Raw genomic sequence first — 21449 nt, forward strand, 5'->3', positions numbered from 1 at the left:
AAATCCATGGCAGAGAAAATTTCAGTAAAAGCATCCGAAACGATTGCGGATGAGATTGATTTAGGGCGTTTGTTGGGAACATTGTTGGATCATCGTTGGTTAATTGTTGGTGTTACTGCAGTTTTCACTATCGCTGGTATTCTTTATGCGACATTTGCTACACCAATTTACAAATCGGATGCTTTAATCCAGGTGGAGCAAAATGCCGGGAATTCCCTCCTTAAAGACATCTCTAGTGTATTACCGGATGCGAAGCCTGAATCAGCTGCGGAGATTGAGCTGATTAAATCGCGGATGGTGGTTGGTAAGACGGTTAGCGATCTCTCTTTAGATATTGTAGCTCAACAAAAATATTTTCCCGTTTTTGGTAAAGGTTTTTCGAGGTTGCTGGGAAAAGATGTGGGGAAGATTGCAGTATCAAGATTGGAAGTGCCTAAATCTTGGGAAGATGAAGCTATCAGACTTACCATTATTGATGAGCAGAATTATGTAATAGAAGCAGGGGATGCTTTAAAATTCAATGGAAAAGTTGGGAGTATAGAAAAACATAATGGCCTTTCTATATTAGTAAGTGATATTAAAGCTGAGAAAGGTACAGTTTTTCACCTTAAGAAATTAAATACTATTACGGCTATTAATAACATATTAGAAAATTTAGTTGTTGCAGATAAAGGAAAGGATACTGGAGTACTTTCGCTAAGTTATGAAGGTGAGAATCCTGAGTTAACCAATAAAATACTTAATAGTATTAGCCAAAATTATCTTCAGCAAAATGTTGAACGCAAATCTGAGGAAGCAGGAAAGAGCCTTGAGTTTCTTAAGGAACAACTACCCAATGTTCGTCTCACGCTTGATGATGCTGATAATAAATTAAACAGTTATCGACAAAAAAATGAATCCGTTGATTTATCGTTAGAAGCGAAAGCTGTTTTGGATACGATGGTATCTGTAGAGTCTCAGCTTAATGAACTTACGTTTAAAGAGGCTGAAATATCCAAGCTATATACTAAAGAACACCCTGCTTATCGTGCGTTGATGGAAAAGCGAAAAACTCTTGAAGAGGAACGCGAAAAAATCAATAAGCGTGTTGGTAGCATGCCAAAAACCCAACAAGAAATATTACGCTTAACACGTGACGTAAATGTTGGACAAGAAGTCTATATGCAGCTGTTGAATAAACAACAGGAACTGAGCATTAACAAAGCGAGTACAGTTGGTAATGTTCGCATTATTGATGCAGCTGCACTTCAGCTTAAACCTGTAAAACCTAAAAAGCTCATTGCTATTTTGTCAATGCTAATTATAGGTGCTGTAATATCAACGATATTTGTTATATTAAAAACAATGCTGCATAAAGGCATTGAAAGCCCTGAGCAGTTAGAGGATTTAGGAATTAACGTGTACGCCAGCGTTCCTTTATCAGAATGGCAGCAGAAGAAAGACAGAGCAATATTAGGAAAAAGCAAGAAAGGGAATACGCGCTCTACAGAACTCCTCGCAGTGGGTAATCCTGCCGATCTCGCTATTGAAGCGATTAGAAGCCTGCGCACGAGCCTGCACTTTGCCATGATGGAAGCTAAAAATAATGTACTAATGATTTCTGGTGCGAGTCCTGCAATTGGTAAAACATTTGTTAGCGCAAACCTTGGCGCTGTTATCGCACAGTCGGGACAGCGAGTTCTGATTGTTGACTGTGATATGCGCAAGGGGTATGCCCATGAATTAATGGGAACCCATGGAACTGATGGCCTTTCTGATATATTGTCTGGGCAGATAACGGCAGAAAAAAGTGTCCGTAAAACCGCTGTGGGAAATATGGATTTTATCGCTCGTGGACAGATTCCACCTAATCCTTCTGAGTTGTTAATGCATAGCCGTTTCTCTCAGTTCGTTGACTGGGCTTCTAAACATTATGATATTGTTTTATTGGATACCCCCCCGATTCTAGCTGTGACTGATGCTGCAATTATCAGCCGGAATGCGGGAACGTCCCTCTTGGTTGCGCGTTTTGAGGTGAATACGCTGAAAGAAATAGAGGTAAGTGTGCGCCGATTTGAGCAGAATGGTACGGAAATTAAAGGTGTTATTCTGAATGCGATTGTAAAACGTGCAGCTAGCTATTACGGTTATGGGAATTATAACTACTATACATATGACTATAAGGACGATAAAAAATAGTCATATAAAATACGAAAAAAGCATTGCCTCTTTTTTATTACTATCTACAGTGGATGGGTTTTTATTCTTTTTTAATGACTTTAAGAAACCATAAATAAAAATACTTATGGTTTCTTAATACCCCTTTTTGTTTTAGAGTTTCAGAATGATTTATGAGCTTAATTAAGAATACATTATATAACCTATGTGGTTTTGCTGTGCCTTCTATTATCGCTATTCCTGCATTAGGTTTGTTATCACGATATTTGGGTATGGAATTATTTGGTGTTTTCACCCTTGCTTTTGCAATTGTCGGTTATGCAAGTATATTCGATGTTGGGCTCACCAGAACAGTGATTAGAGAAATATCAATAAATAGAGATAATGTTAGTGAACAAAGGAAAATAATATCAACATCTAGCATATCTGTATTGATATTAGGTGGTGTTGCGGGGGGCGGGATATTTTTATATTCACCGCAGATAGCTGAAATTATAAAGGTATCAGATGTTTTTTTTGACGATGTAAAGGAATCCTTCCAACTTCTTTCTTTATTAGTGCCAGTTTTTTTATTAAACCAAATATGGTTAGCATATCTTGAGGGCCTTGAGAAGTTTGGTAATATAAATATTCAGCGTATCATCAGTAGTTCTTGTATATCTGCACTTCCAGCATTTGCTGTGTTGATTGAACCAACGCTTAAATCTGCGACTATCGGTTTAGTCTGTGGAAGAGCTATATCTTTGTTTCTTGGTTTTTTTTCATGTCGTAAATTTATATTAGCAAGTAAATTCATTTTTTATAAAGAAACTTTTAGTCGCCTTATTAAGTTTGGCGGATGGATTACGATAAGTAACATTATTAGTCCTATAATGGTTTACTTTGATCGATTTGTGATATCAAATTTATTAGGAGCAAATAAAGTAGCTTTTTATACTGCACCTTCTGAAGGTATCAGCAGGTTATTAAATATCCCATTCGCATTAGCAAGAGTATTATTTCCCAAACTTAGCAGTTGTTATAATAAAGAAGATAATGAAAAATTAGAAAAATTTAGCTACCTTGTACTTATTGTTACCTGTGGTTTTATTGTTTTTTTAGGTGTCTTTTTTTCGGAAGAAATAATGACGATTTGGATGGGGAGCGAATTTTTTGGCGAACCTGCTAACATTTTTAGCATTCTTTTGATTGGTTTCTTTTTTAATTCACTTGCCCAAATACCGTTCGCACAAATTCAGGCAAGAGGTCACGCTAAATGGACTGCAGCGCTACATGGTGTTGAGCTTCTTCCCTATCTACTTTTGTTATATCTATTGACGGTGAATTTTTCTTTGTATGGCACAGCAATTGCTTGGACAATTAGAGTAACTGTTGATTTTCTTCTTCTTTATATTCTGTCGAGAAAATAACATGGTTTCAATAGATATCGCTATGGCAACATATAATGGTGAAAAATATATAGTTGAACAAATCAATTCCATTATAAATCAAACCGTAGGGAATTGGAGATTGTATATCAGTGATGATGCCTCTTTGGACAACACTGTTGGTCTTATTAAGCAGTTGGCCCTGGTTGACGATAGAATTATTCTCATCAATGATGAGAGACAGGGAGGGGTGTTGAGTAATTTCAATAGAGTGTTAGAAGCAACCAAAGCTGATTATGTATTTTTAGCTGATCAAGATGATGTGTGGCCTGAAAATAGAATAGAGTTATTGTTAGATGAAATTCAGAAAAAAGATAAAAATAGAAGTCGTCCGGTAATGCTCTATAGTGATCTTGAATTGGTGGATAAGGATTTGAATACAATCTCCGAGAGCTTCTACAAATCATGTAAAATCAATCCACGGGAAAATATTGATCCTATTAATTTATTATGGAAATGTAGTGTTTATGGCTGTACAACAGTTTTTAATCGTGCATTATTAGATAAATGTCTGCCAATCCCTGATGGTATAACCATGCATGATAATTGGTTGGCTCTGAATGCCGCAGCAGAAAATGGTTTGTTTTATTTTGATAAAATTACGATTAAGTATCGCCAACATGATAATAATGTTGTGGGCGGGGGAAGGAAAAGTCTCATTAAAAGAATTCGTTCGTCGTTAGATTCATTTGGTAGAATAAGTAAATCGAAAGCTAAAATAAAAAGAATGCTATTTGAAATAAAAAAAATAAAAAATAATGATGTTTTTTATTTAGTCGAACTAGACGGTATTAAGTCGATATGTTTTTCTTTTAGGTATATTTTTTTAAGTTTATTTAGAGATAAAAAAATGTTGACTTTTTTTACATTTATTGTCTTTTTAGTAAGATGACCTCAGAGTGAAGATATAATACATGGAAAAATTTTTTTTATACCCACTCAATATATTTACGGCTTTATTCTTTTGCCTTATTTTATCCGCATTGAATTTTTCTTATCTATATAACTCTTTATCTTTCAATAGTTTTATTTTTTTTATATTTCCATTGGTTTTATTTGTAATTTTGTATTCTTTATGTAAAAAGAATTTTTCATCCCCTAAGTTATATAATAATCATGGGTTTGATAATGGTTATAAAGTATTCATAGTAATCTCATTTTTAGGTTTTTTTCTAGAATTTTACTTAAAGGGGATTCCTATCCTCATGGTCTCTGGTAGAGATGAATATCAAGGCCTTCCGTTTTTCCATGTCTTTTTTTATTCATCTTCTATTTGTGCTGTCTTATTATCATCATTGTTTTCTTCTAGAAAGGCCTTAGTTTATTCTTTTTCTTTTGCTGTGATGATTTCTGTTCTTACATTATCTAGGCAATTATTTATGGTCTCATTTTTAATTGTTATTATATCGACGGTTTATAAAAATGGGATTAATAAGAAACTAGTAATGAAAATGGTTTTTTCTTCGTTTCTCTTAATCTTGACGTTTGGTTTTATTGGCAATCTCCGACAGATATTAGCTGGCGATTATACCTCTAATTACATTTTAAATGTCGGAGGGGCAAATGCTAATGGAGAGGCATTAGGTGAGATTTTGTATTGGATTTGGCTCTATATGTCTAGTCCAATTTATAATTTAATATTTAATGTTGAACAATATAATCATGGATTAGACATATGTTATAACGATTCTGCTAATTGCATGGGGTACTATATTTCGTCTTTTTTATTACCGAACACGCTTGTAAAATATTTAGGGTTTTCAGAACTAAAAGTTGATCTTGTTGTTGATTATTTAAATGCAAGCACTGGTTTTGCACAACCAGCAAGATTATTAGGATTAGCAGGTGTTTGTATTCAAATATTCATTCAATTTTTATTCTATGTCATTGGTTTCTTGACCATGCCTGCAAAAATAAGAGTTGCCTATTTTATTTATTTCTCTGTGTTATCTTTTTTTATGATCTTTGATAATTTATTTCTTAAAGGTGAGTTTTTTTTCTGTTTTGTCCTGATTTATTCTTATGGAATTATTAAAAGTGTAATGATTAATAATAAATAATTAGTATTCCATGCTGAATAGAATTTCAAAATTTAATTGGTAAGGATGAATGTGTGAATAAAAAAAATATACTAATTATAGCGACAGCAGCAACAGATGGGGGGGCTCTTACTATTTTATGTCAATTGTTAAACGTTGTGTCGAAGACAGAACATAACTATACAGTGCTTATTAATGAAAGTACATTTGATAAATTGCCACATTATAATAATATTAACTATATCTGTATTAATACCAAAAATTGGATTAGTAGAATTCTTTTCGACTTTTATCGATTGGATAAATTCTTAAAAAAGAAAGGTATGATATTTGATACTTGCATAAATATGCAAAATATCCCTGTTAGGATAAAAAAAATAAAGCAATTTGTTTATATGCATCAATCTATACCGTTTTCAGATTTAAATTTTTCGCCGCTTTCTTCTAAAGAAAGGTTGTTATGGCTATATAAGAAGTTTTATATATTTTTTATAAAAGCAAATTTGCCATTTGCTGACTATTTTATCGTGCAAACTAAATGGATAAAAAATGAATTAGTTTCAAAACTAAACGTAGAAAGTGATAATGTTTTAGTGATCAAGCCAAGTTTACCTGAAATACCTGAAATACCTGAAATACCTGAAATACCTGAAATACCTGAATGTCCTAAAAGTGGAAATATAAAAAATATCATTTTCTATCCAGCTACTGCATTTTCTTATAAAAACCATGAAGTGCTAATTAATGCGCTAGGGATCATAGGGAAAGATTTCCTTGAAGAGAACGATATAAAACTGGTTTTGACAATAAATAAAAATGAACTTTCTAATTTTGTTTCTTCATTAATCGATAAGCATAGGTTATCTGATTCTATTATTTTTCTTGGAAGAATTGATAAAAATAAGGTTAGCGAACTTTACTCTAGAACGAGAATTATGGCTTTTCCTAGCCGCCTTGAGACATTTGGACTACCGTTATTAGAAGCTGCATACTATGGTTTGGATATATTGGCCAGTGACTTACCTTATTCAAAAGAGGTCCTATCTGAGTATAATAAAGCCTCTTATTGTGACCCTATGGATGCAAAAATATGGGCTGACAAAATAAAACAAAAAATGTCCTGTGATGAAAAAAAACCTGCCAAAAGAATAAATTATGCTGATGGGTGGGATGATTTGATGCATGTTATCAATAGAGTATAGCTAGTTATTTCTATAAAGACTGTTTTTAAAATTAAGAACTAAGAGGATGTATGTTTAAAGATAAAGTGTTATTAATTACAGGTGGAACAGGTTCTTTTGGTAATGCGGTCCTCAAGAGATTTTTAAATACCGATATAAAAGAAATAAGAATTTTTTCACGTGATGAAAAAAAACAAGATGATATGCGTAAATACTTTCAATCGGACAAGCTTAAATTTTACCTTGGTGATGTAAGAGATCTGCAAAGTGTCTCTAGTGCAATGCGTGGGGTTAATTATGTTTATCATGCTGCGGCACTAAAGCAAGTTCCATCCTGCGAGTTCTATCCTTTAGAGGCAGTAAAAACGAATGTATTAGGTACGGAAAATGTGCTTGAATCAGCTATAAACCATAATGTCGAAAGGGTTGTTTGCCTAAGTACTGATAAAGCTGTTTACCCCATCAATGCAATGGGCATATCAAAAGCAATGATGGAGAAAGTAATTGTAGCTAAGAGCCGTAATCTTGAAAATACTAATACCACGATCTGTGGTACTCGCTATGGGAATGTGATGGCTTCACGGGGATCTGTAATTCCACTATTTATTCGTCAAGTAGTGAATGGGAATCCTATTACAATAACAGATCCTAATATGACTCGGTTCATGATGACTCTAGATGATGCTGTAGATCTAGTCTTACATGCATTTCAAAATGGTTCGAATGGTGATATTTTCGTTCAAAAAGCCCCTGCTGCTACTATCGAAATATTAGTTAAATCTATATTAGATATTTTGAATAAACCAGGACATCCAGTGAGTATTATTGGCACCCGTCATGGTGAAAAACAATATGAAGCTTTGTGTAGTAGAGAAGAAATGTTTGTGGCTCAGGATCAAGGTAATTACTATCGAATTCCAGCAGATAATCGAGATTTAAATTATTCAAAATATTTTGAAGAAGGTCAAAAAGATCTTTCATCAATAGAAGACTATAATTCTCATAATACAATTCGTTTAGATGTTGATGGAATGAAGACACTTCTTCGAAAACTTGACTTCATTCAAGAAATAGAATCTGGAAATATTATTATTCCTGAGGGAGTATAATGATGAAAGTTCTAGTTATTGGTGCAACCGGAATGCTTGGTTATAGCTTATTTTCTAATTTAAGTGATTATAGGCATCTTAATGTTTTTGGAACAGTCCGTACTATCGAAGGAAAAGAGAGTTTTTTTAAAAAAAATATAAACAATGTAATCGATAATATCAATATTAGTGATATGCACAATATCGAAAGTGTTCTTAAAAAAATATCACCGGACATAGTCTTAAACTGTATTGGCCTTATAAAACAGCATGATATCTCTAAGCAGCACATATCTGCTATTAAAGTTAATGCATTATTCCCACACCAATTGGCCAGCCTTTGCGAACAGAATAATGCAAAGTTAATTCATTTTTCAACAGATTGTGTCTTTGATGGTAAAAAAGGCAACTATAAAGAGAATGATTTACCAACAGCAACAGATTTGTATGGAAAGTCAAAATATCTCGGAGAAGTTAACTACGGGAAGCATATAACATTACGAACATCCATAATTGGCCATGAATTATCTACTTCAGTTAGCCTTATTGATTGGTTTCTAAATCAGAAAGGAAAAATTGATGGTTTTTCAAAAGCCATTTTCTCTGGTCTACCAACTGCCTACATCGCAAAAATTCTTGCGGAGAAAATTTTTATAAATTCAGAGTTAAGCGGCTTGTATAATTTGTCAGTAGATCCTATCGATAAATTTACTCTGCTTTCTTTAGTTGCTGAAATTTATGGGAAGAAAATATTAATCAACAATAACGATAATTTTATTATTGATCGTTCATTAGATTCAATTAAGTTTAGAACATCAACTGGTTTTTTACCGCCAATATGGCATGAATTAATTGAATATATGTATAAAGATTATATAAAGAGATATGTGTTATGAAAAAGCTAAAAGTTGTAACGGTTGTTGGAACTCGGCCCGAGATCATTCGTTTATCGCGTATAATTTCAAAGTTAGATCAATATTGTGAACATATATTAGTACATACTGGTCAAAATTATGATTATGAGCTAAATCAAATATTTTTTGATGATTTAGGTATTCGTTATCCGGATTATTTCCTTGAATGTGCTGGCACTAATCCTGCAGGGACTATGGCGCAAGTCATTAGCAAATCGGATAAGTTATTTGAAGATGTAATACCTGAAGCAGTATTGATTCTTGGCGATACGAATAGTGCTTTAGCCGCAATTTCTGCGAAGCGTAGGAAAATTCCTATATTTCATATGGAGGCAGGTAATCGCTGTTTCGATTTACGAGTCCCTGAAGAAATTAATAGAAAAATTGTCGATCACATCTCTGATGTGAATATGCCTTATAGTGATATAGCTCGTAGCTACTTGTTAAAAGAGGGAATCAGCCCTGATCTTATTGTAAAAACAGGTAGCCCAATGGATGAAGTTTTAAACTTTTATAAAGATAAAATTCAGAAATCAGATGTTTTGTCTCGTCTAGGACTCAGTTCTGGTAATTACTTTGTAGTTAGTGTGCATCGAGAGGAAAATGTTGATTCAGAAAAAAACATCCATTTATATGTGGAAGCATTAAACACAATTGCGGATAAATATAGCCTACCTATAATTGTTTCAACTCATCCAAGAACACGTAAAAAAATAGATAGTCTAAATGTTAAGTTTGATGACAAAATACAACTTATGAAACCACTTAGTTTTAGTGATTATGTTCACTTGCAAAAAGAGGCTAAAGTTGTATTGAGTGATAGTGGTACAATAACAGAGGAATCTTCAATTTTAAATTTCCCTGCTATTAATATTCGTGAAGCTCAAGAAAGACCCGAGGGTTTTGAAGAGGGAGCTGTTATGTTCACGGGTATGAGCATAACTCGTATTCTTCAGGCTATTGAAATATTGGAAACACAGCCTAGAGGAGAAGAACGATTAATAAATACGGTTCAGGATTACATAGCACCAAATGTTTCAGATAAAGTTCTTCGTACTATCTTAAGCTATACGGACTATGTAAATAGAGTTGTGTGGAAAAAAATTTAATGCATTTAGCTCTGATTATTGATGATTACTTACCTCATAGTACACGAGTTGGAGCAAAAATGTTCCATGACCTTGCTTGCTATTATGTTTCATTAGGTTATGAGATTACAGTAATTACTCCTGTTGAAAAGCAGAAGAAAAAGTTAGTTCAGTGCCAACTTGATTCTGTGAATATTTGGTATTTTTCAAGTGGAGCAATCAAAGATGTTCATAAGATCAAACGAGCAATTAACGAAACATTACTTTCATTTCGTGCGTGGAATGCTATATCCTCAAAAATAGGCCCTGAGACTTTTGATGGAATTATTTATTATTCACCATCAATATTTTGGGGGCCATTGGTTTCAAAAATTAAGGGACGTTGTAAATGTAAGTCCTACCTAGTGTTACGTGATCTTTTTCCTCAATGGGTAATAGATGCAGGAATGATTAGGAAAGGATCATTTGTTGAGAAATATTTTCGGTTTTTTGAGAAACATTCATATAACCAAGCAAATGTTATTGGTTTAATGTCTGAAAGAAATAAATTGCTTTTCGATGAAATTACTAATCATAGTTATTTAACTGATATTTTAAGAAACTGGGCTGCATTAAATCCTTATAATCCACCTTCTAAGCCAGTCAGTATCCGCAAAAAACTTCATTTAGAAAATAAAGTAGTTTATTTTTATGGCGGTAATATTGGTCATGCGCAAGATATGGCTAATCTAATGCGGTTAGCAAAATCTATGAGTGTTTATGATAAGGCTCATTTTTTATTTGTTGGTCAAGGGGATGAAGTTAAATTAGTCAATCAATTGGCAAAAGAATGGAATCTTAAGAATTTCACCTATTTACCTTCTGTCGACCAAAATGAGTTTAAAAATATCCTAGCAGACATAGATATCGGACTTTTCTCTTTATCAGCTCAACATACAGCTCATAACTTTCCAGGAAAGCTACTTGGTTATATGGTTCAGTCAATACCCATTTTAGGTAGTGTTAATTTTGGTAATGATTTACTTGATATTGTAAATGGAAAAAATGCAGGCTTGATTACAATAAATGGTGATGATGAGCAACTGTTTAATAATGCATTATTACTTTATGAGAACCCTGAGTTAAGAAATAGTGTTGGTCGTAATGCATATTCTCTACTTGAATGTGAGTTTTCAGTTCAGTCTGTAGGAAATGCTATTATTGATAACTTAAAGGTATAACATGAAAGTATATAATAATGAGTACTTATCTCCGCTATTTGAAAGTGCGAAAGAGTCTCTAATAAAGAGGTCTCATCTCAACCTGCATGCTAATTATGATGAGAAAGTTCAACGATTATTTATAGCCTTAACTAAAGGAAGCTATGTTAGACCTCATTACCATGCTCTTCCACACCAATGGGAAATGTTCATCGTCATAGAGGGGTGTGTGGAAATATGTATTTATGATAATGAAGGGGGGGTGATTAAAAAATTTAATGTAGGTGAAAACACGAATTCTGCAGTTGTTGAACTTAATCCATATGATATTCATAGTTTGGAATGTATTAGCGACAAGGCCTTAATATTAGAAGTTAAAGAAGGGCCTTTCTTAATTGAATATGCCAAAACATATCCTTCTTGGAGTCATGATTAGGCTAATTATATAGAACAAATTTCTCCAATTATATAACTACCACTCTCTATATATTAATTTCATGATTGGTTGATTTTAGTAGATTGTGCAGTAGAAAATCTCATGGCAAAGTTATGATAAATAACTTGCCATGATTAAATATTATTCTATTTAAATGAGAGTGATATTTTTACTTGATTAGCTTATTCAAAACAGCCTGCCAGTTAGACAACTCGATATTAAGCCTTTGAATTTTTTGACATGCTAGAGATGAATAAGAAGGGCGATGTGCTGGTGTTGGGTATTGAACTGTAGTGATTGGTTTTAGCGTTGGTGTTCTCTTCAATTTTTCATTATGTGCAGCGATAGTAAAAATGCTTTGGGTGAATTCATACCAACTTACTTCCTTATCCCCACAATAGTGATAAATCCCACCTTTAGCATTTTTTTCAAGCAGAAAAATAATCGCCTGCGCCAAATCCCCGGCATAGGTTGGACAACCGCGCTGGTCGGCAACAATACTTAATGCATCCCGTTCTTTTGCTAGCCTTAACATTGTCTTAACGAAGTTATTGCCGTATTCACTAAATACCCAAGCGGTTCGCACAATAATTGCTTCAGGAGCAGCTTGTGTCACTGCTTGCTCACCCGCTAACTTGGTTTTACCGTAAACGCTTAGCGGATTCGTTGCACTGTCTTCGTTGTAAGGCTCAGTAGCATTACCATCAAAGACATAATCGGTAGAAACATGGACTAACCGAATGCCTTGCTTGCTGGCGACAACAGCTAAATTCTCTGGGCCTGTAGTGTTGATTTTTTCTGCAAGTTCAGGTTCTGATTCCGCCTTGTCTACGGCGGTGTACGCAGCAGCATTGACGATAGCATCCGGTTGGAAATCCTTTACTGCCTGTTCGATGTGGGCTAAATCCGTAATATCGAGTTCACCAGAGTCCGTCGCCAAAATCTCCCACCCTATTGGCAAACGATCTTGAAAGCAGCGGCCTAATTGCCCATTCGCACCTGTTAATAATATTTTCATTTTCCCAGATCCTTGAATAATTGGCCTAGCTTATCTTTCTCAGAAAGCAATGGATCGGATATTGGCCATTCAATGCCAACTTCAGGATCGTTCCATAACAGGCATCCTTCATCGCTGGGATCATAATAATCTGTACACTTGTACTCGAAATCTGCGGTATCTGAGAGAACGACAAAACCATGTGCCAGCCCCGGTGGGAGCCAGAATTGGGTTTTGTTCTCTTCAGATAGCACTATCCCATACCATTTACCATATGTTGGGGAATCCTGACGAATATCTACTGCAACATCAAAAACTTCCCCGCGTACAACGCGAACCAGTTTTCCCTGTGGATTCGTTTTTTGGAAATGTAAGCCGCGTAATACGCCTTTGCTTGAACGGGAATGGTTATCCTGAACAAAGTCTAAATCGATATCCAACATCTTTTGGTAGCGCTTCTTCTCAAATGTTTCAAGGAAGAAGCCTCTGGCGTCACCAAATACTTTCGGTTGAATAATTTTTGCGCCGTAAACAGCGGTATCAATGATTTGCATATTATTTTTCTGAGATGAGTTGGGTTAAATATTGCCCATAGGACGTTTTGCTCATTACTTTTGCTTCGTCAGCAACTTGCTGTTTAGACAGCCAGCCTTTGCGGAATGCAATCTCTTCCAAGCATGCGACTTTAAACCCTTGGCGTTTCTCTATAGTATGAATAAATTGTGACGCCTCAATCAGGCTATCGTGCGTGCCCGTATCTAACCAGGCGAAACCTCTTCCCAACAGCTCAACATTCAATGTGCCTTGTTCAAGATACATTTGGTTCAGTGTAGTGATTTCTAACTCACCGCGGTGGGAGGGTTTGACTTGTTTCGCCATCTCCACAACATTCTTATCATAGAAGTAGAGTCCAGTGACGGCCCAGTTTGACTTAGGTTTTACCGGTTTTTCTTCTATCGATAGTGCTCTGAAATCTTGATCAAACTCGACAACGCCAAAGCGCTCAGCATCGGTAACTTGATAACCGAAAATCGTCGCACCTTCTTCTTTTGCTGCTACGGACTCAAGTTTTTTGCCAAAGCTTTGCCCGAAATAGATATTATCGCCAAGTACCAGCGCACAGCGTTCCCCATTGATAAATTCTTCACCAATGATAAAGGCTTGAGCTAACCCATCTGGACTAGGTTGAATCGCGTAGCTAAGTTCAATACCAAAACGGCTGCCGTCACCTAGAAGGCGCTGAAATGCTGGCATATCTTCAGGCGTGGTGATAATCAATATTTCACGGATGCCTGCGAGCATGAGAACGGAGATCGGATAGTAAACCATCGGTTTATCATAGATAGGCAATAACTGCTTAGAAACTCCGCGAGTAATAGGATACAGACGTGTACCGCTTCCTCCCGCTAATACGATCCCTTTCATCAATCTACCCTTATGCTATAAAAATTATCTCTAGATCACGACTCTAGTGTATCACGTTACTCTACAAAAATTTCTTTCGGCGTCAGAATCAGAAAAAGTCAGATACCTGAGATCGCTTTGTGGCTGATTGGGTGTAATCTTAGAGTCATGCGTGGCGGGTGGTATTAGGCTACGAAGTGAAAATGATCGGTTCGATCAAAATAGCATTTAAATAAAAACCATCAGATTGAAGAGAGTCAATCCATGACATCATTGAAAGCGATTATCCCTGTAGCAGGTTTAGGGATGAATTTGTTACCGGTGACCAAGGCCATCCCTAAGGAAATGTTGCCGCTGGTTGATCGCCCTGTGATCGAGAAGATCGTCAACGAGTGCGTGAGGGCGGGGATTAAAGAAATTGTTCTGGTGACGCATGCGTCTAAAAATGCGATAGAAAATCATTTCGATACCTCTTTTGAGCTTGAATCTTTGCTGGAGGAACGTGCCAAGCGCCAGTTGTTGGCTGAAGTGCAGTCTATTTGTCCGAAAGGCGTGACGATCATGAACGTTCGTCAGGGGGAAACGCTGGGATTAGGGCATGCGGTCTCCTGTGCTCGCCCAATCATTGGGGATAATCCGTTTGTGGTGGTGTTGCCCGATGTCGTGCTAGATGAAAGCACGGCCGATCAGACGAAGGAAAACCTGGCGCTGTTGATCTCTCGTTTTGAAGAAACCGGGCGTAGCCAGGTGTTGGTGAAACATCGCCCTTATGAGGTATTGCCTGAATATTCTGTGGTTGATTGTGAAAAACCACTGGTGAACCCGGGCGATGCCGCAGCAATTACGTCTATGATTGAAAAGCCTGAGGCGCCATCTGAAACAGGGTCTGATCTTTCTGCGGTCGGGCGCTATGTATTAACTGCCGATGCCTGGCCACTGCTGGAAAAAGCGGTCCCTGGCGCGTGGGGACGTATTCAGTTAACGGATGTCATTGCCGACATGATTGCGACTCAGCAGGTTGATGCTGTGCAAATGTCAGGCAAGAACTTTAACTGCGGCCGTAAATTGGGCTATGCACAGGCATTTGTGTCCTATGGATTGCGCAATCCTGAGTTTGGTGCCGAATTTAAAGAAAGTATTAAGGCGCTGCTGAAAAAGTAATATTGCGTGATAACTCGCTGTAAAACCGCAGATCGTTGAATCGTTCTGCGGTTTTTTCTTTTTCCCGCCATACGTTCCGATTGGGTGAGCTTTCGCTATCAAACCAATCACTACCCACTCACGCAAAGCTGAGTTACCATGTCGGCCTGTTTTTAAATTGCTTGCGAGGTCGCAATGCGAGGCGTTGTCGCCGTTGCAGGCAGGTTATCCTTCAGACAGGAGTTGCTTTAATGTCCAAACAGCAAATTGGCGTTGTTGGTATGGCGGTAATGGGGCGCAATCTGGCGCTGAACATTGAGAGCCGTGGCTATAGCGTTTCCATCTTTAACCGTTCTTCCGATAAAACCGATGAAGTTATCGCGGAAAATCCAGGCAAAAAACTGGTGCCTTCTTACACCGTTGAAGCGTTTGTCGAATCCTTGGAAAAACCCCGCCGTATTCTGCTGATGGTGAAGGCTGGTGAAGCAACCGATAAAACGATTGAATCGCTGAAACCTTACCTGGAAAAAGGCGATATTCTGATCGATGGTGGTAATACCTTCTATAAAGATACTATTCGCCGTAACCGCGAGCTGTCCGCTGAAGGGTTTAACTTCATCGGCACAGGCGTATCCGGTGGGGAAGAGGGCGCACTGAAAGGGCCTTCTATCATGCCGGGCGGTCAAAAAGAAGCTTATGAACTGGTTGCGCCGATTCTGGAACAGATTGCTGCACGTGCAGACGGCGAAGCCTGTGTGACCTACATTGGCGCAGATGGTGCTGGTCATTATGTCAAGATGGTGCATAACGGCATCGAATACGGTGACATGCAGCTTATTGCCGAAGCTTACGCGTTGCTTAAGCAGGCACTGAATCTGGACAACGATGAGCTGGCTGCGACGTTCTCTGAGTGGAACAAAGGCGAGCTAAGCAGCTATCTGATTGAAATCACGGCCGATATCTTCAAGAAAAAAGATGAAGAAGGTAAGTACCTGGTTGACGTGATTCTGGATGAAGCGGCTAACAAAGGTACCGGTAAATGGACCAGCCAAAGTTCTTTGGATCTGGGCGAACCGCTGTCTCTGATTACTGAATCTGTTTTTGCCCGTTACCTTTCCTCCCTGAAAGATCAGCGTGTTGCGGCATCTAAAGTGCTGACAGGCCCGACGGCTCAGCCATTCGGTGGTGATCAAGCCGAGTTCGTTGAGAAAGTGCGCCGCGCGTTATACTTGGGTAAAATCGTTTCTTATGCTCAGGGTTTCTCACAGCTTAAAGCGGCATCAGATGAGAATCACTGGGATCTGAACTACGGTGAAATCGCCAAGATCTTCCGCGCAGGTTGCATCATTCGTGCACAGTTCCTGCAAAAAATTACCGACGCATACGATCAGAAAGCAGATATTGCTAACCTGTTGTTGGCACCTTACTTTAAGAAAGTGGCAGACGAGTATCAGCAAGCACTGCGCGATGTGGTATCTTACGCCGTTCAGCAAGGTATCCCGACACCAACGTTCTCCGCGGCGATCGCTTATTACGACAGCTACCGTTCTGCCGTGTTACCTGCTAACCTGATTCAGGCTCAGCGCGACTATTTCGGTGCGCATACCTATAAGCGTACGGATAGAGAAGGCGTATTCCATACCGAATGGCTGGAATAATTGTTTTATGCATTAAGTAATGCAGTCTGTTAATAAAACGCCAGATTAGGAAATATCTGGCGTTTTTTATATTGGTGAAGCAGTCTATTGATATCGTTAAGATATCTATGATTTTTTTCTGAAATACTGTAAATTTCATTAAAGAAATCTGCATTCTTACCGAGAACATTGCTGTTTATTACATTGGGATCTTGCTATTTTTAACGGTATTGCAAAAATTGAGCGGTAGTTTTGCGCTTTGGCCTTGATTATCCGAGCGTGTTACCTTATCAACAATGCTTGTATCGTAAAGAGTTTCAGCGCCATTGAACTGTAACTCATTGCTGGGAGGAACCCGGTAACGGTCATGCTAGGGCACAATAGTATGTTGCCATCGTGCTGACCGGAATGAAGGACGGAGCATGGTCTTTTCGACGGTGCTCCACCCTGAAGTGCTTCATGTTTAAAAGGAAATCGTAATGAAGAAAACGTTAATTACGCTGGTTGCGGTACTGGCCATGTCGTCAAACGTGTATGCTGCTGTTGGTGGGGCCGCTACTGGCGCGACGAGTTCTGTCGGTACTACTGGTTCTGCTGGCATTGCTGCTGGTAGTGCTGCTGCTGGTGCGGGTGCTGCTGCGGGTACTACTGCGTTAATTTCAGTGGGTGTTGCTGCTGCTGTTGCCGTTGGTGTTGCTGTTGCTGTTGCCAGCAATGACGATAGCAATACTGCTACAACGACAACAGGGACCTGATGTCTCACTAATCCCAAGGCCACTTCGGTGGCCTTTCTTTTTCTGGGCTACGCTGTTCAACGAGAACTTCATCGAATGACAAGAATAAAACGAATAGCAAAAATGAAAGCGCTGGTTGCCGCCCCTCTTTTATCCATTGTACTGATCGGTTGTTCCCAAAATGTAGAACAGGTGGGAAAAACGTTCAACTTGGCGTTTTTTGGGCAGGATGATACCCACGTAACGGCCAAACAGGTTGCCAATACTCCCTATGCGTCAGCCTATCTGAAAGTCGGATCGGCACCACAGGCTTTTGTCGTCCTTGTTTTTGCCGAGCATAACCAGTTGAAATGGATCGGGGCCGATAAAAATATGGTCGCGACCCAACATGGCCGTATAGTAAAGACGCAAGGATTTGGTGAAGACATTACCTATGTGGATAACCTGCAATATGATCCTCTGACGTTAGGCCTATTGAAAGCATCGACACCTATGACGTGGAAAAGCCGGGTTGAGTGGGCTCAGGTTTTTCGCGGTGGTTATGACATGACGTCCGTTTTTCAGGCTCGTGGCAAAGAGACGATAAAAATTCTGGATACCGCGCGCGAATTGTTGCGCTTTGATGAACAGGTCACCGTCCCTGCCTTGAATGCCTCTTATACCAATAGTTACTGGCTTGATCCGACTAACGGAAGTGTCGTTCAGAGCCAGCAGCATATGGGGCCGGATATGGCATTGGTTGCATTCACCGTATTAAAACCCTACTCACAATAAGGGGCTGCAATGTTGGCACTTAATCGCATCACAACTTTGTTGCTGCTCGTTTCTGGCGTCGCGACGTCTGCACAACTGACGGTGAAATCGCCTCAACAGACGATTGCCGTTGTTAAACTGGAAGACGGTACGCGTCTTGAAAAATTTTACGAACAGGTTCCTTGGCCACAGAACATCAACTGGCGAACGGCGTTTATTTCCGATTTCGCTACGACGCAGAACGTTCGGGCACAGGGTGACGTTTTGTTGCAAAAACTGGCTGAACTGGAAACGCGCTGGCGTAATTCAGGTGATGGTGATTTGGCCATTTCCGCCTGGCTGTTGAGAAAGGCTATTAGCCCGATTAATGTGGCAGGCCGTATCCACACAGATTTAGATCCTGACCGTGTGCGTGTTTATATCGAAAATAACCGTCCTTTGGTGGGGGAGTATGCGCTGTATATCGCGCCCCATGATGACAGACTCTCTCTGATCGGTCTGGTCAATACCTCCGCCGATGTAGGCGAACTGGAAACGTCAGGGAAAGTAGCGCTACATGCCGGATGGTCGCTCGAGGATTATCTCGCTGGGCGACGGTTGCTTGCAGGAGCAGATAATAGTTACGGCTATCTGATTGGGGGCAATGGCCAGTGGCGCAAAGTACCGCTAGCGCTGTGGAACCGTCAGCATAGTGAACCTGCCGCGGGCGAAATGCTGTTTATCGGTTTTGATCCCTCTGTTTTACCTCAGGATATGTCATCACTTAACGATCAGCTTGCTGACTACCTTGCTAACCGGACCCCACTCGAATGACCAAGAACAGAAATGTTAAACTAAGCTGTCTGTCGTTGGCGATTGGCGGCATTTTGAGTGCGCAGGTGATGGCGGCGGAAAGTGAAAGCAACCGCACTGCGACGAACCCGAATCTGCGTTTTCAGCCAGCTGGCGTATCGCAGTCTGATTTCGGTGGCACGGGATTGTTACAGACACCAACTGCACGTATGGCGGAAACGGGCGAGTTTAGCCTGAATTACCGCGATAACGAAGAATATCGGCGCTTTTCCATATCCCTTCAGCTTTTTGACTGGCTGGAAACGACGGTGCGTTATACCGATACGCGTACACAGCCATACAGCGGCAGTACCGCTTTTAGTGGTGACCAAACCCAAAAAGATAAAGGGTTTGATATAAAAGCGAGATTGTGGCAAGAAAGTTACTGGTTGCCGCAGGTTTCCGTGGGACTGCGTGATATTGCGGGTACAGGGCTATTTGATAGTGAATATCTAGTGGCCAGTAAACGTTTTGGGCCATTTGATTTCACGCTAGGGATGGGCTGGGGCAATATGGCTGAGAGCGGCAATATTAAAAACCCTGCTTGTTCATTTAAAGCCAGTTTCTGCCAGCGTAGTAGTGGTTTTAAAGCAGGCGGAGGACAGTTTGAGTTTGAAAACTTTTTCCACGGCCCCGCTGCGTTGTTTGGCGGTATCGAATATCAGACGCCGTGGGACCCGTTGCGCTTAAAACTTGAGTACGACGGTAATGACTACAGCCGTGAATTTGCTGGTACTATCAAGCAGGATTCTCCCTTCAACATCGGTGCGGTTTACCGTGTTGGCAATAACCTGGATACCACGCTCTCGTGGCAGCGTGGTAATACTCTGATGTGGGGCTTTACCCTACGTACCAACTTTAACAGCCTGAAGCCAAACTACTTAGATGATGCGCCACCGGTGTACGCACCCGTGCAGGATAGTAAAGGCACCAACTGGCAGCTCGTTTCGAAAGAGCTGAACGATAAGGCGGGCTTTAAGGACGCTGATATCTACGCGGACCAAAAACAGGTCACGATTGTTGCCGAACAGACAAAATATCGTAGCAGTGAAGAGGCCACACAGCGTGCCGCTACGGTGTTAGCGAACCATGTACCGGGCAGTATTGATGAATACCACCTTGTGCAGCGCAGCCAGCGTTTGCCTATTGCCAGTACGGAGGTGGATGCCAAGGCCTTCCATCAGGTGAAGCAGGCTGCTACTCCACTCGGCCAACCGGAACCTGAAACACATCGCAAAGAACCCGTATCCGACGCGCGTGGTCAGCAGGTGCTGCTCGCGGCACCCGATCGTCTGACGTATTCATTAGATCCGACGCTGACGCAGTCTTTTGGTGGCCCAGAATCCTTCTATATGTACCAGATTGCGCTGAAAGGTAACGTCGATTACCGCTTAAGCGATCACTGGAGCGTGGGGGGGACCGCAACGCTGAATTTGGTGGATAACTACGATAAGTTTAACTATAAAACCCCTCCTGCAGATGGTGCAGCGCTGCCGCGTGTCAGAACCTGGGTACGTGAATACGTCACCTCTTCGGATCTTATGTTGACTAATCTGCAATTGACCCGCAGGGATAACCCGGCGCAGGACTGGTATACCCAGGTCTACGGCGGCTATCTGGAAATGATGTATGCGGGAGTTGGGTCTGAAGTGCTATATCGTCCGTTCGGTAAGAGCTGGGCGCTGGGTATGGATGTGAACTATGTCAAACAGCGTGACTGGAATGACATCATGAGAATGGCCGACTACGATGTGGTGACAGGTCATCTGACCGCGTACTGGGAACTGCCGTTCGTGGAAGGTGCGGTAGCGAAGGTCAGCGTAGGTCGTTATCTGGCTGGAGATAAAGGGGTGACGATCGATCTGTCTCGCCGCTTTGACAGCGGGATTGTTGCGGGTGCCTTTGCTACCAAAACCAACGTTAGCGCCGCGGAATACGGTGAAGGGAGCTTTACTAAAGGTTTCTACGTCTCTATACCGTTTGATCTACTGTTTACTGAACCAACGGTGAAACGTGGATCTGTCGGTTGGGTACCGCTGACGCGTGATGGTGGTCAGATGCTGCAACGCCGCAATCCACTGTATAACGTGACCGACCACTAATCGCTCTCCGTTCGTTTAGCGTTAATCAAGCCCGCCATGGCCGAATGCCACGGCGGGTTTTTTTGTGCATCTTTGCTTTACAGAGCAATGTCACCATTTAATAACCAATTTGAACTATTTCATTTGGTTATTGTTTGTATCTTAATCATCAGAAGTCGAAGGTAGAGCCTCAGAGCGTTGATTTATTAGCTGCTTGTAATGTAGCGATTTAATGGCGGATATCGCGATAGGCTGGGCAATTTTTAAGAAAAAGTGTTTCCTGTGAGTAATGGTTGAAATATTTACGTCATGGAAGATTCATATCGCGAAATCTATTATCTCC

The 21449-nt window shown here is 39.8% G+C and carries 19 protein-coding genes; 16 read left to right on the top strand and 3 right to left on the bottom strand.

Annotated features, from left to right (window positions below; genetic code table 11):
* Positions 1 to 6: 6 nt before the first annotated feature.
* The 10 genes from wzc to E2566_RS07150 all read left to right on the top strand — a co-directional run bounded on the left by wzc (position 7) and on the right by E2566_RS07150 (position 11529).
* Positions 7 to 2178 carry a tyrosine-protein kinase Wzc gene (gene wzc / locus E2566_RS07105; RefSeq protein ID WP_107169872.1) on the top strand — a complete coding sequence of 724 codons (2172 nt, stop codon included), beginning with the start codon at positions 7 to 9 and terminating at the stop codon, positions 2176 to 2178.
* Between the two features lie 152 nt (positions 2179 to 2330).
* Complete coding sequence (locus E2566_RS07110) at positions 2331 to 3566, top strand: flippase (protein ID WP_107169873.1); 1236 nt, start codon at positions 2331 to 2333, stop codon at positions 3564 to 3566.
* Between the two features lies 1 nt (position 3567).
* Positions 3568 to 4476, top strand: coding sequence for a glycosyltransferase family 2 protein (locus E2566_RS07115; RefSeq protein ID WP_107169874.1), 909 nt, complete (start codon positions 3568 to 3570; stop codon positions 4474 to 4476).
* A gap of 22 nt (positions 4477 to 4498) precedes the next feature.
* Positions 4499 to 5644, top strand: a complete 1146-nt coding sequence (locus tag E2566_RS07120) for an O-antigen polymerase (protein WP_133169870.1) — start codon at positions 4499 to 4501, stop codon at positions 5642 to 5644.
* A 53-nt stretch (positions 5645 to 5697) separates the two neighbouring features.
* A complete protein-coding gene (locus E2566_RS07125) occupies positions 5698 to 6825 on the top strand; it encodes a glycosyltransferase (RefSeq protein WP_107169876.1) in 1128 nt (375 codons plus the stop codon).
* A 50-nt stretch (positions 6826 to 6875) separates the two neighbouring features.
* On the top strand, positions 6876 to 7913 hold the full coding sequence (locus E2566_RS07130; RefSeq protein WP_107169877.1) for a polysaccharide biosynthesis protein: 1038 nt from the start codon (positions 6876 to 6878) through the stop codon (positions 7911 to 7913).
* On the top strand, positions 7913 to 8788 hold the full coding sequence (locus tag E2566_RS07135) for a dTDP-4-dehydrorhamnose reductase family protein (protein ID WP_240618646.1): 876 nt from the start codon (positions 7913 to 7915) through the stop codon (positions 8786 to 8788). Before E2566_RS07130 ends, E2566_RS07135 begins: the two co-directional genes overlap by 1 nt.
* Positions 8785 to 9915 (top strand): non-hydrolyzing UDP-N-acetylglucosamine 2-epimerase, encoded by a 1131-nt coding sequence (gene wecB, locus E2566_RS07140; RefSeq protein ID WP_107169879.1) that lies wholly within the window; start codon positions 8785 to 8787, stop codon positions 9913 to 9915. The genes E2566_RS07135 and wecB overlap by 4 nt, the downstream gene beginning before the upstream one ends.
* Positions 9915 to 11114 (top strand): glycosyltransferase family 4 protein, encoded by a 1200-nt coding sequence (locus tag E2566_RS07145; protein WP_107169880.1) that lies wholly within the window; start codon positions 9915 to 9917, stop codon positions 11112 to 11114. Before wecB ends, E2566_RS07145 begins: the two co-directional genes overlap by 1 nt.
* A 1-nt stretch (position 11115) precedes the next feature.
* Positions 11116 to 11529 (top strand): WbuC family cupin fold metalloprotein, encoded by a 414-nt coding sequence (locus tag E2566_RS07150; protein ID WP_107169881.1) that lies wholly within the window; start codon positions 11116 to 11118, stop codon positions 11527 to 11529.
* A gap of 169 nt (positions 11530 to 11698) precedes the next feature.
* Here the strand turns inward: E2566_RS07150 and rfbD are convergent, their stop codons facing one another.
* The 3 genes from rfbD to rfbA are packed head-to-tail and all read right to left on the bottom strand — an operon-like array spanning position 11699 to position 13951.
* Complete coding sequence (rfbD, locus tag E2566_RS07155) at positions 11699 to 12547, bottom strand: dTDP-4-dehydrorhamnose reductase (protein WP_107169882.1); 849 nt, start codon at positions 12545 to 12547, stop codon at positions 11699 to 11701.
* Positions 12544 to 13080 carry a dTDP-4-dehydrorhamnose 3,5-epimerase gene (rfbC, locus tag E2566_RS07160; RefSeq protein ID WP_107169883.1) on the bottom strand — a complete coding sequence of 179 codons (537 nt, stop codon included), beginning with the start codon at positions 13078 to 13080 and terminating at the stop codon, positions 12544 to 12546. The genes rfbD and rfbC overlap by 4 nt, the downstream gene beginning before the upstream one ends.
* 1 nt (position 13081) lies before the next feature.
* On the bottom strand, positions 13082 to 13951 hold the full coding sequence (rfbA, locus tag E2566_RS07165; protein WP_107169884.1) for a glucose-1-phosphate thymidylyltransferase RfbA: 870 nt from the start codon (positions 13949 to 13951) through the stop codon (positions 13082 to 13084).
* Positions 13952 to 14194: 243 nt separating this feature from the next.
* Here rfbA and E2566_RS07170 point away from each other — a divergent pair, with 243 nt between their 5' ends.
* The 6 genes from E2566_RS07170 (at position 14195) to E2566_RS07195 (ending at position 21127) form a co-directional block, all read left to right on the top strand.
* Positions 14195 to 15091, top strand: a complete 897-nt coding sequence (locus E2566_RS07170) for a sugar phosphate nucleotidyltransferase (protein WP_107169885.1) — start codon at positions 14195 to 14197, stop codon at positions 15089 to 15091.
* Positions 15092 to 15321: 230 nt separating this feature from the next.
* Positions 15322 to 16728, top strand: coding sequence for an NADP-dependent phosphogluconate dehydrogenase (gene gndA, locus E2566_RS07175; protein WP_107169886.1), 1407 nt, complete (start codon positions 15322 to 15324; stop codon positions 16726 to 16728).
* Between the two features lie 458 nt (positions 16729 to 17186).
* Positions 17187 to 17462, top strand: coding sequence for a hypothetical protein (locus tag E2566_RS07180; protein ID WP_107169887.1), 276 nt, complete (start codon positions 17187 to 17189; stop codon positions 17460 to 17462).
* A 75-nt stretch (positions 17463 to 17537) separates the two neighbouring features.
* Positions 17538 to 18215: a YjbF family lipoprotein gene (locus E2566_RS07185; RefSeq protein WP_107169888.1), complete on the top strand. Its 678-nt coding sequence runs from the start codon at positions 17538 to 17540 to the stop codon at positions 18213 to 18215.
* Positions 18216 to 18224: 9 nt separating this feature from the next.
* Positions 18225 to 19007 carry a capsule biosynthesis GfcC family protein gene (locus tag E2566_RS07190; RefSeq protein WP_107169889.1) on the top strand — a complete coding sequence of 261 codons (783 nt, stop codon included), beginning with the start codon at positions 18225 to 18227 and terminating at the stop codon, positions 19005 to 19007.
* Positions 19004 to 21127, top strand: coding sequence for a YjbH domain-containing protein (locus tag E2566_RS07195; RefSeq protein WP_107169890.1), 2124 nt, complete (start codon positions 19004 to 19006; stop codon positions 21125 to 21127). Before E2566_RS07190 ends, E2566_RS07195 begins: the two co-directional genes overlap by 4 nt.
* Positions 21128 to 21449 lie beyond the last annotated feature (322 nt).

The organism is Pectobacterium punjabense (assembly GCF_012427845.1).
Lineage (GTDB): Bacteria > Pseudomonadota > Gammaproteobacteria > Enterobacterales > Enterobacteriaceae > Pectobacterium > Pectobacterium punjabense.

What these genes read in the sequence shown, in the direction of transcription:
- E2566_RS07170 (WP_107169885.1), top strand. Translation starts at nt 14,195, where the DNA reads ATGACATCATTGAAAGCGATTATCCCTGTAGCAGGTTTAGGGATGAAT.
- E2566_RS07115 (WP_107169874.1), top strand. Translation starts at nt 3,568, where the DNA reads ATGGTTTCAATAGATATCGCTATGGCAACATATAATGGTGAAAAATAT.
- E2566_RS07135 (WP_240618646.1), top strand. Translation starts at nt 7,913, where the DNA reads ATGATGAAAGTTCTAGTTATTGGTGCAACCGGAATGCTTGGTTATAGC.
- gndA (WP_107169886.1), top strand. Translation starts at nt 15,322, where the DNA reads ATGTCCAAACAGCAAATTGGCGTTGTTGGTATGGCGGTAATGGGGCGC.
- wecB (WP_107169879.1), top strand. Translation starts at nt 8,785, where the DNA reads ATGAAAAAGCTAAAAGTTGTAACGGTTGTTGGAACTCGGCCCGAGATC.
- E2566_RS07145 (WP_107169880.1), top strand. Translation starts at nt 9,915, where the DNA reads ATGCATTTAGCTCTGATTATTGATGATTACTTACCTCATAGTACACGA.
- rfbD (WP_107169882.1), bottom strand. Translation starts at nt 12,547, where the DNA reads ATGAAAATATTATTAACAGGTGCGAATGGGCAATTAGGCCGCTGCTTT.
- rfbC (WP_107169883.1), bottom strand. Translation starts at nt 13,080, where the DNA reads ATGCAAATCATTGATACCGCTGTTTACGGCGCAAAAATTATTCAACCG.
- E2566_RS07110 (WP_107169873.1), top strand. Translation starts at nt 2,331, where the DNA reads ATGAGCTTAATTAAGAATACATTATATAACCTATGTGGTTTTGCTGTG.
- E2566_RS07180 (WP_107169887.1), top strand. Translation starts at nt 17,187, where the DNA reads ATGAAGAAAACGTTAATTACGCTGGTTGCGGTACTGGCCATGTCGTCA.
- E2566_RS07195 (WP_107169890.1), top strand. Translation starts at nt 19,004, where the DNA reads ATGACCAAGAACAGAAATGTTAAACTAAGCTGTCTGTCGTTGGCGATT.
- E2566_RS07190 (WP_107169889.1), top strand. Translation starts at nt 18,225, where the DNA reads ATGTTGGCACTTAATCGCATCACAACTTTGTTGCTGCTCGTTTCTGGC.
- E2566_RS07185 (WP_107169888.1), top strand. Translation starts at nt 17,538, where the DNA reads ATGACAAGAATAAAACGAATAGCAAAAATGAAAGCGCTGGTTGCCGCC.
- E2566_RS07130 (WP_107169877.1), top strand. Translation starts at nt 6,876, where the DNA reads ATGTTTAAAGATAAAGTGTTATTAATTACAGGTGGAACAGGTTCTTTT.
- wzc (WP_107169872.1), top strand. Translation starts at nt 7, where the DNA reads ATGGCAGAGAAAATTTCAGTAAAAGCATCCGAAACGATTGCGGATGAG.
- E2566_RS07150 (WP_107169881.1), top strand. Translation starts at nt 11,116, where the DNA reads ATGAAAGTATATAATAATGAGTACTTATCTCCGCTATTTGAAAGTGCG.
- rfbA (WP_107169884.1), bottom strand. Translation starts at nt 13,951, where the DNA reads ATGAAAGGGATCGTATTAGCGGGAGGAAGCGGTACACGTCTGTATCCT.
- E2566_RS07120 (WP_133169870.1), top strand. Translation starts at nt 4,499, where the DNA reads ATGGAAAAATTTTTTTTATACCCACTCAATATATTTACGGCTTTATTC.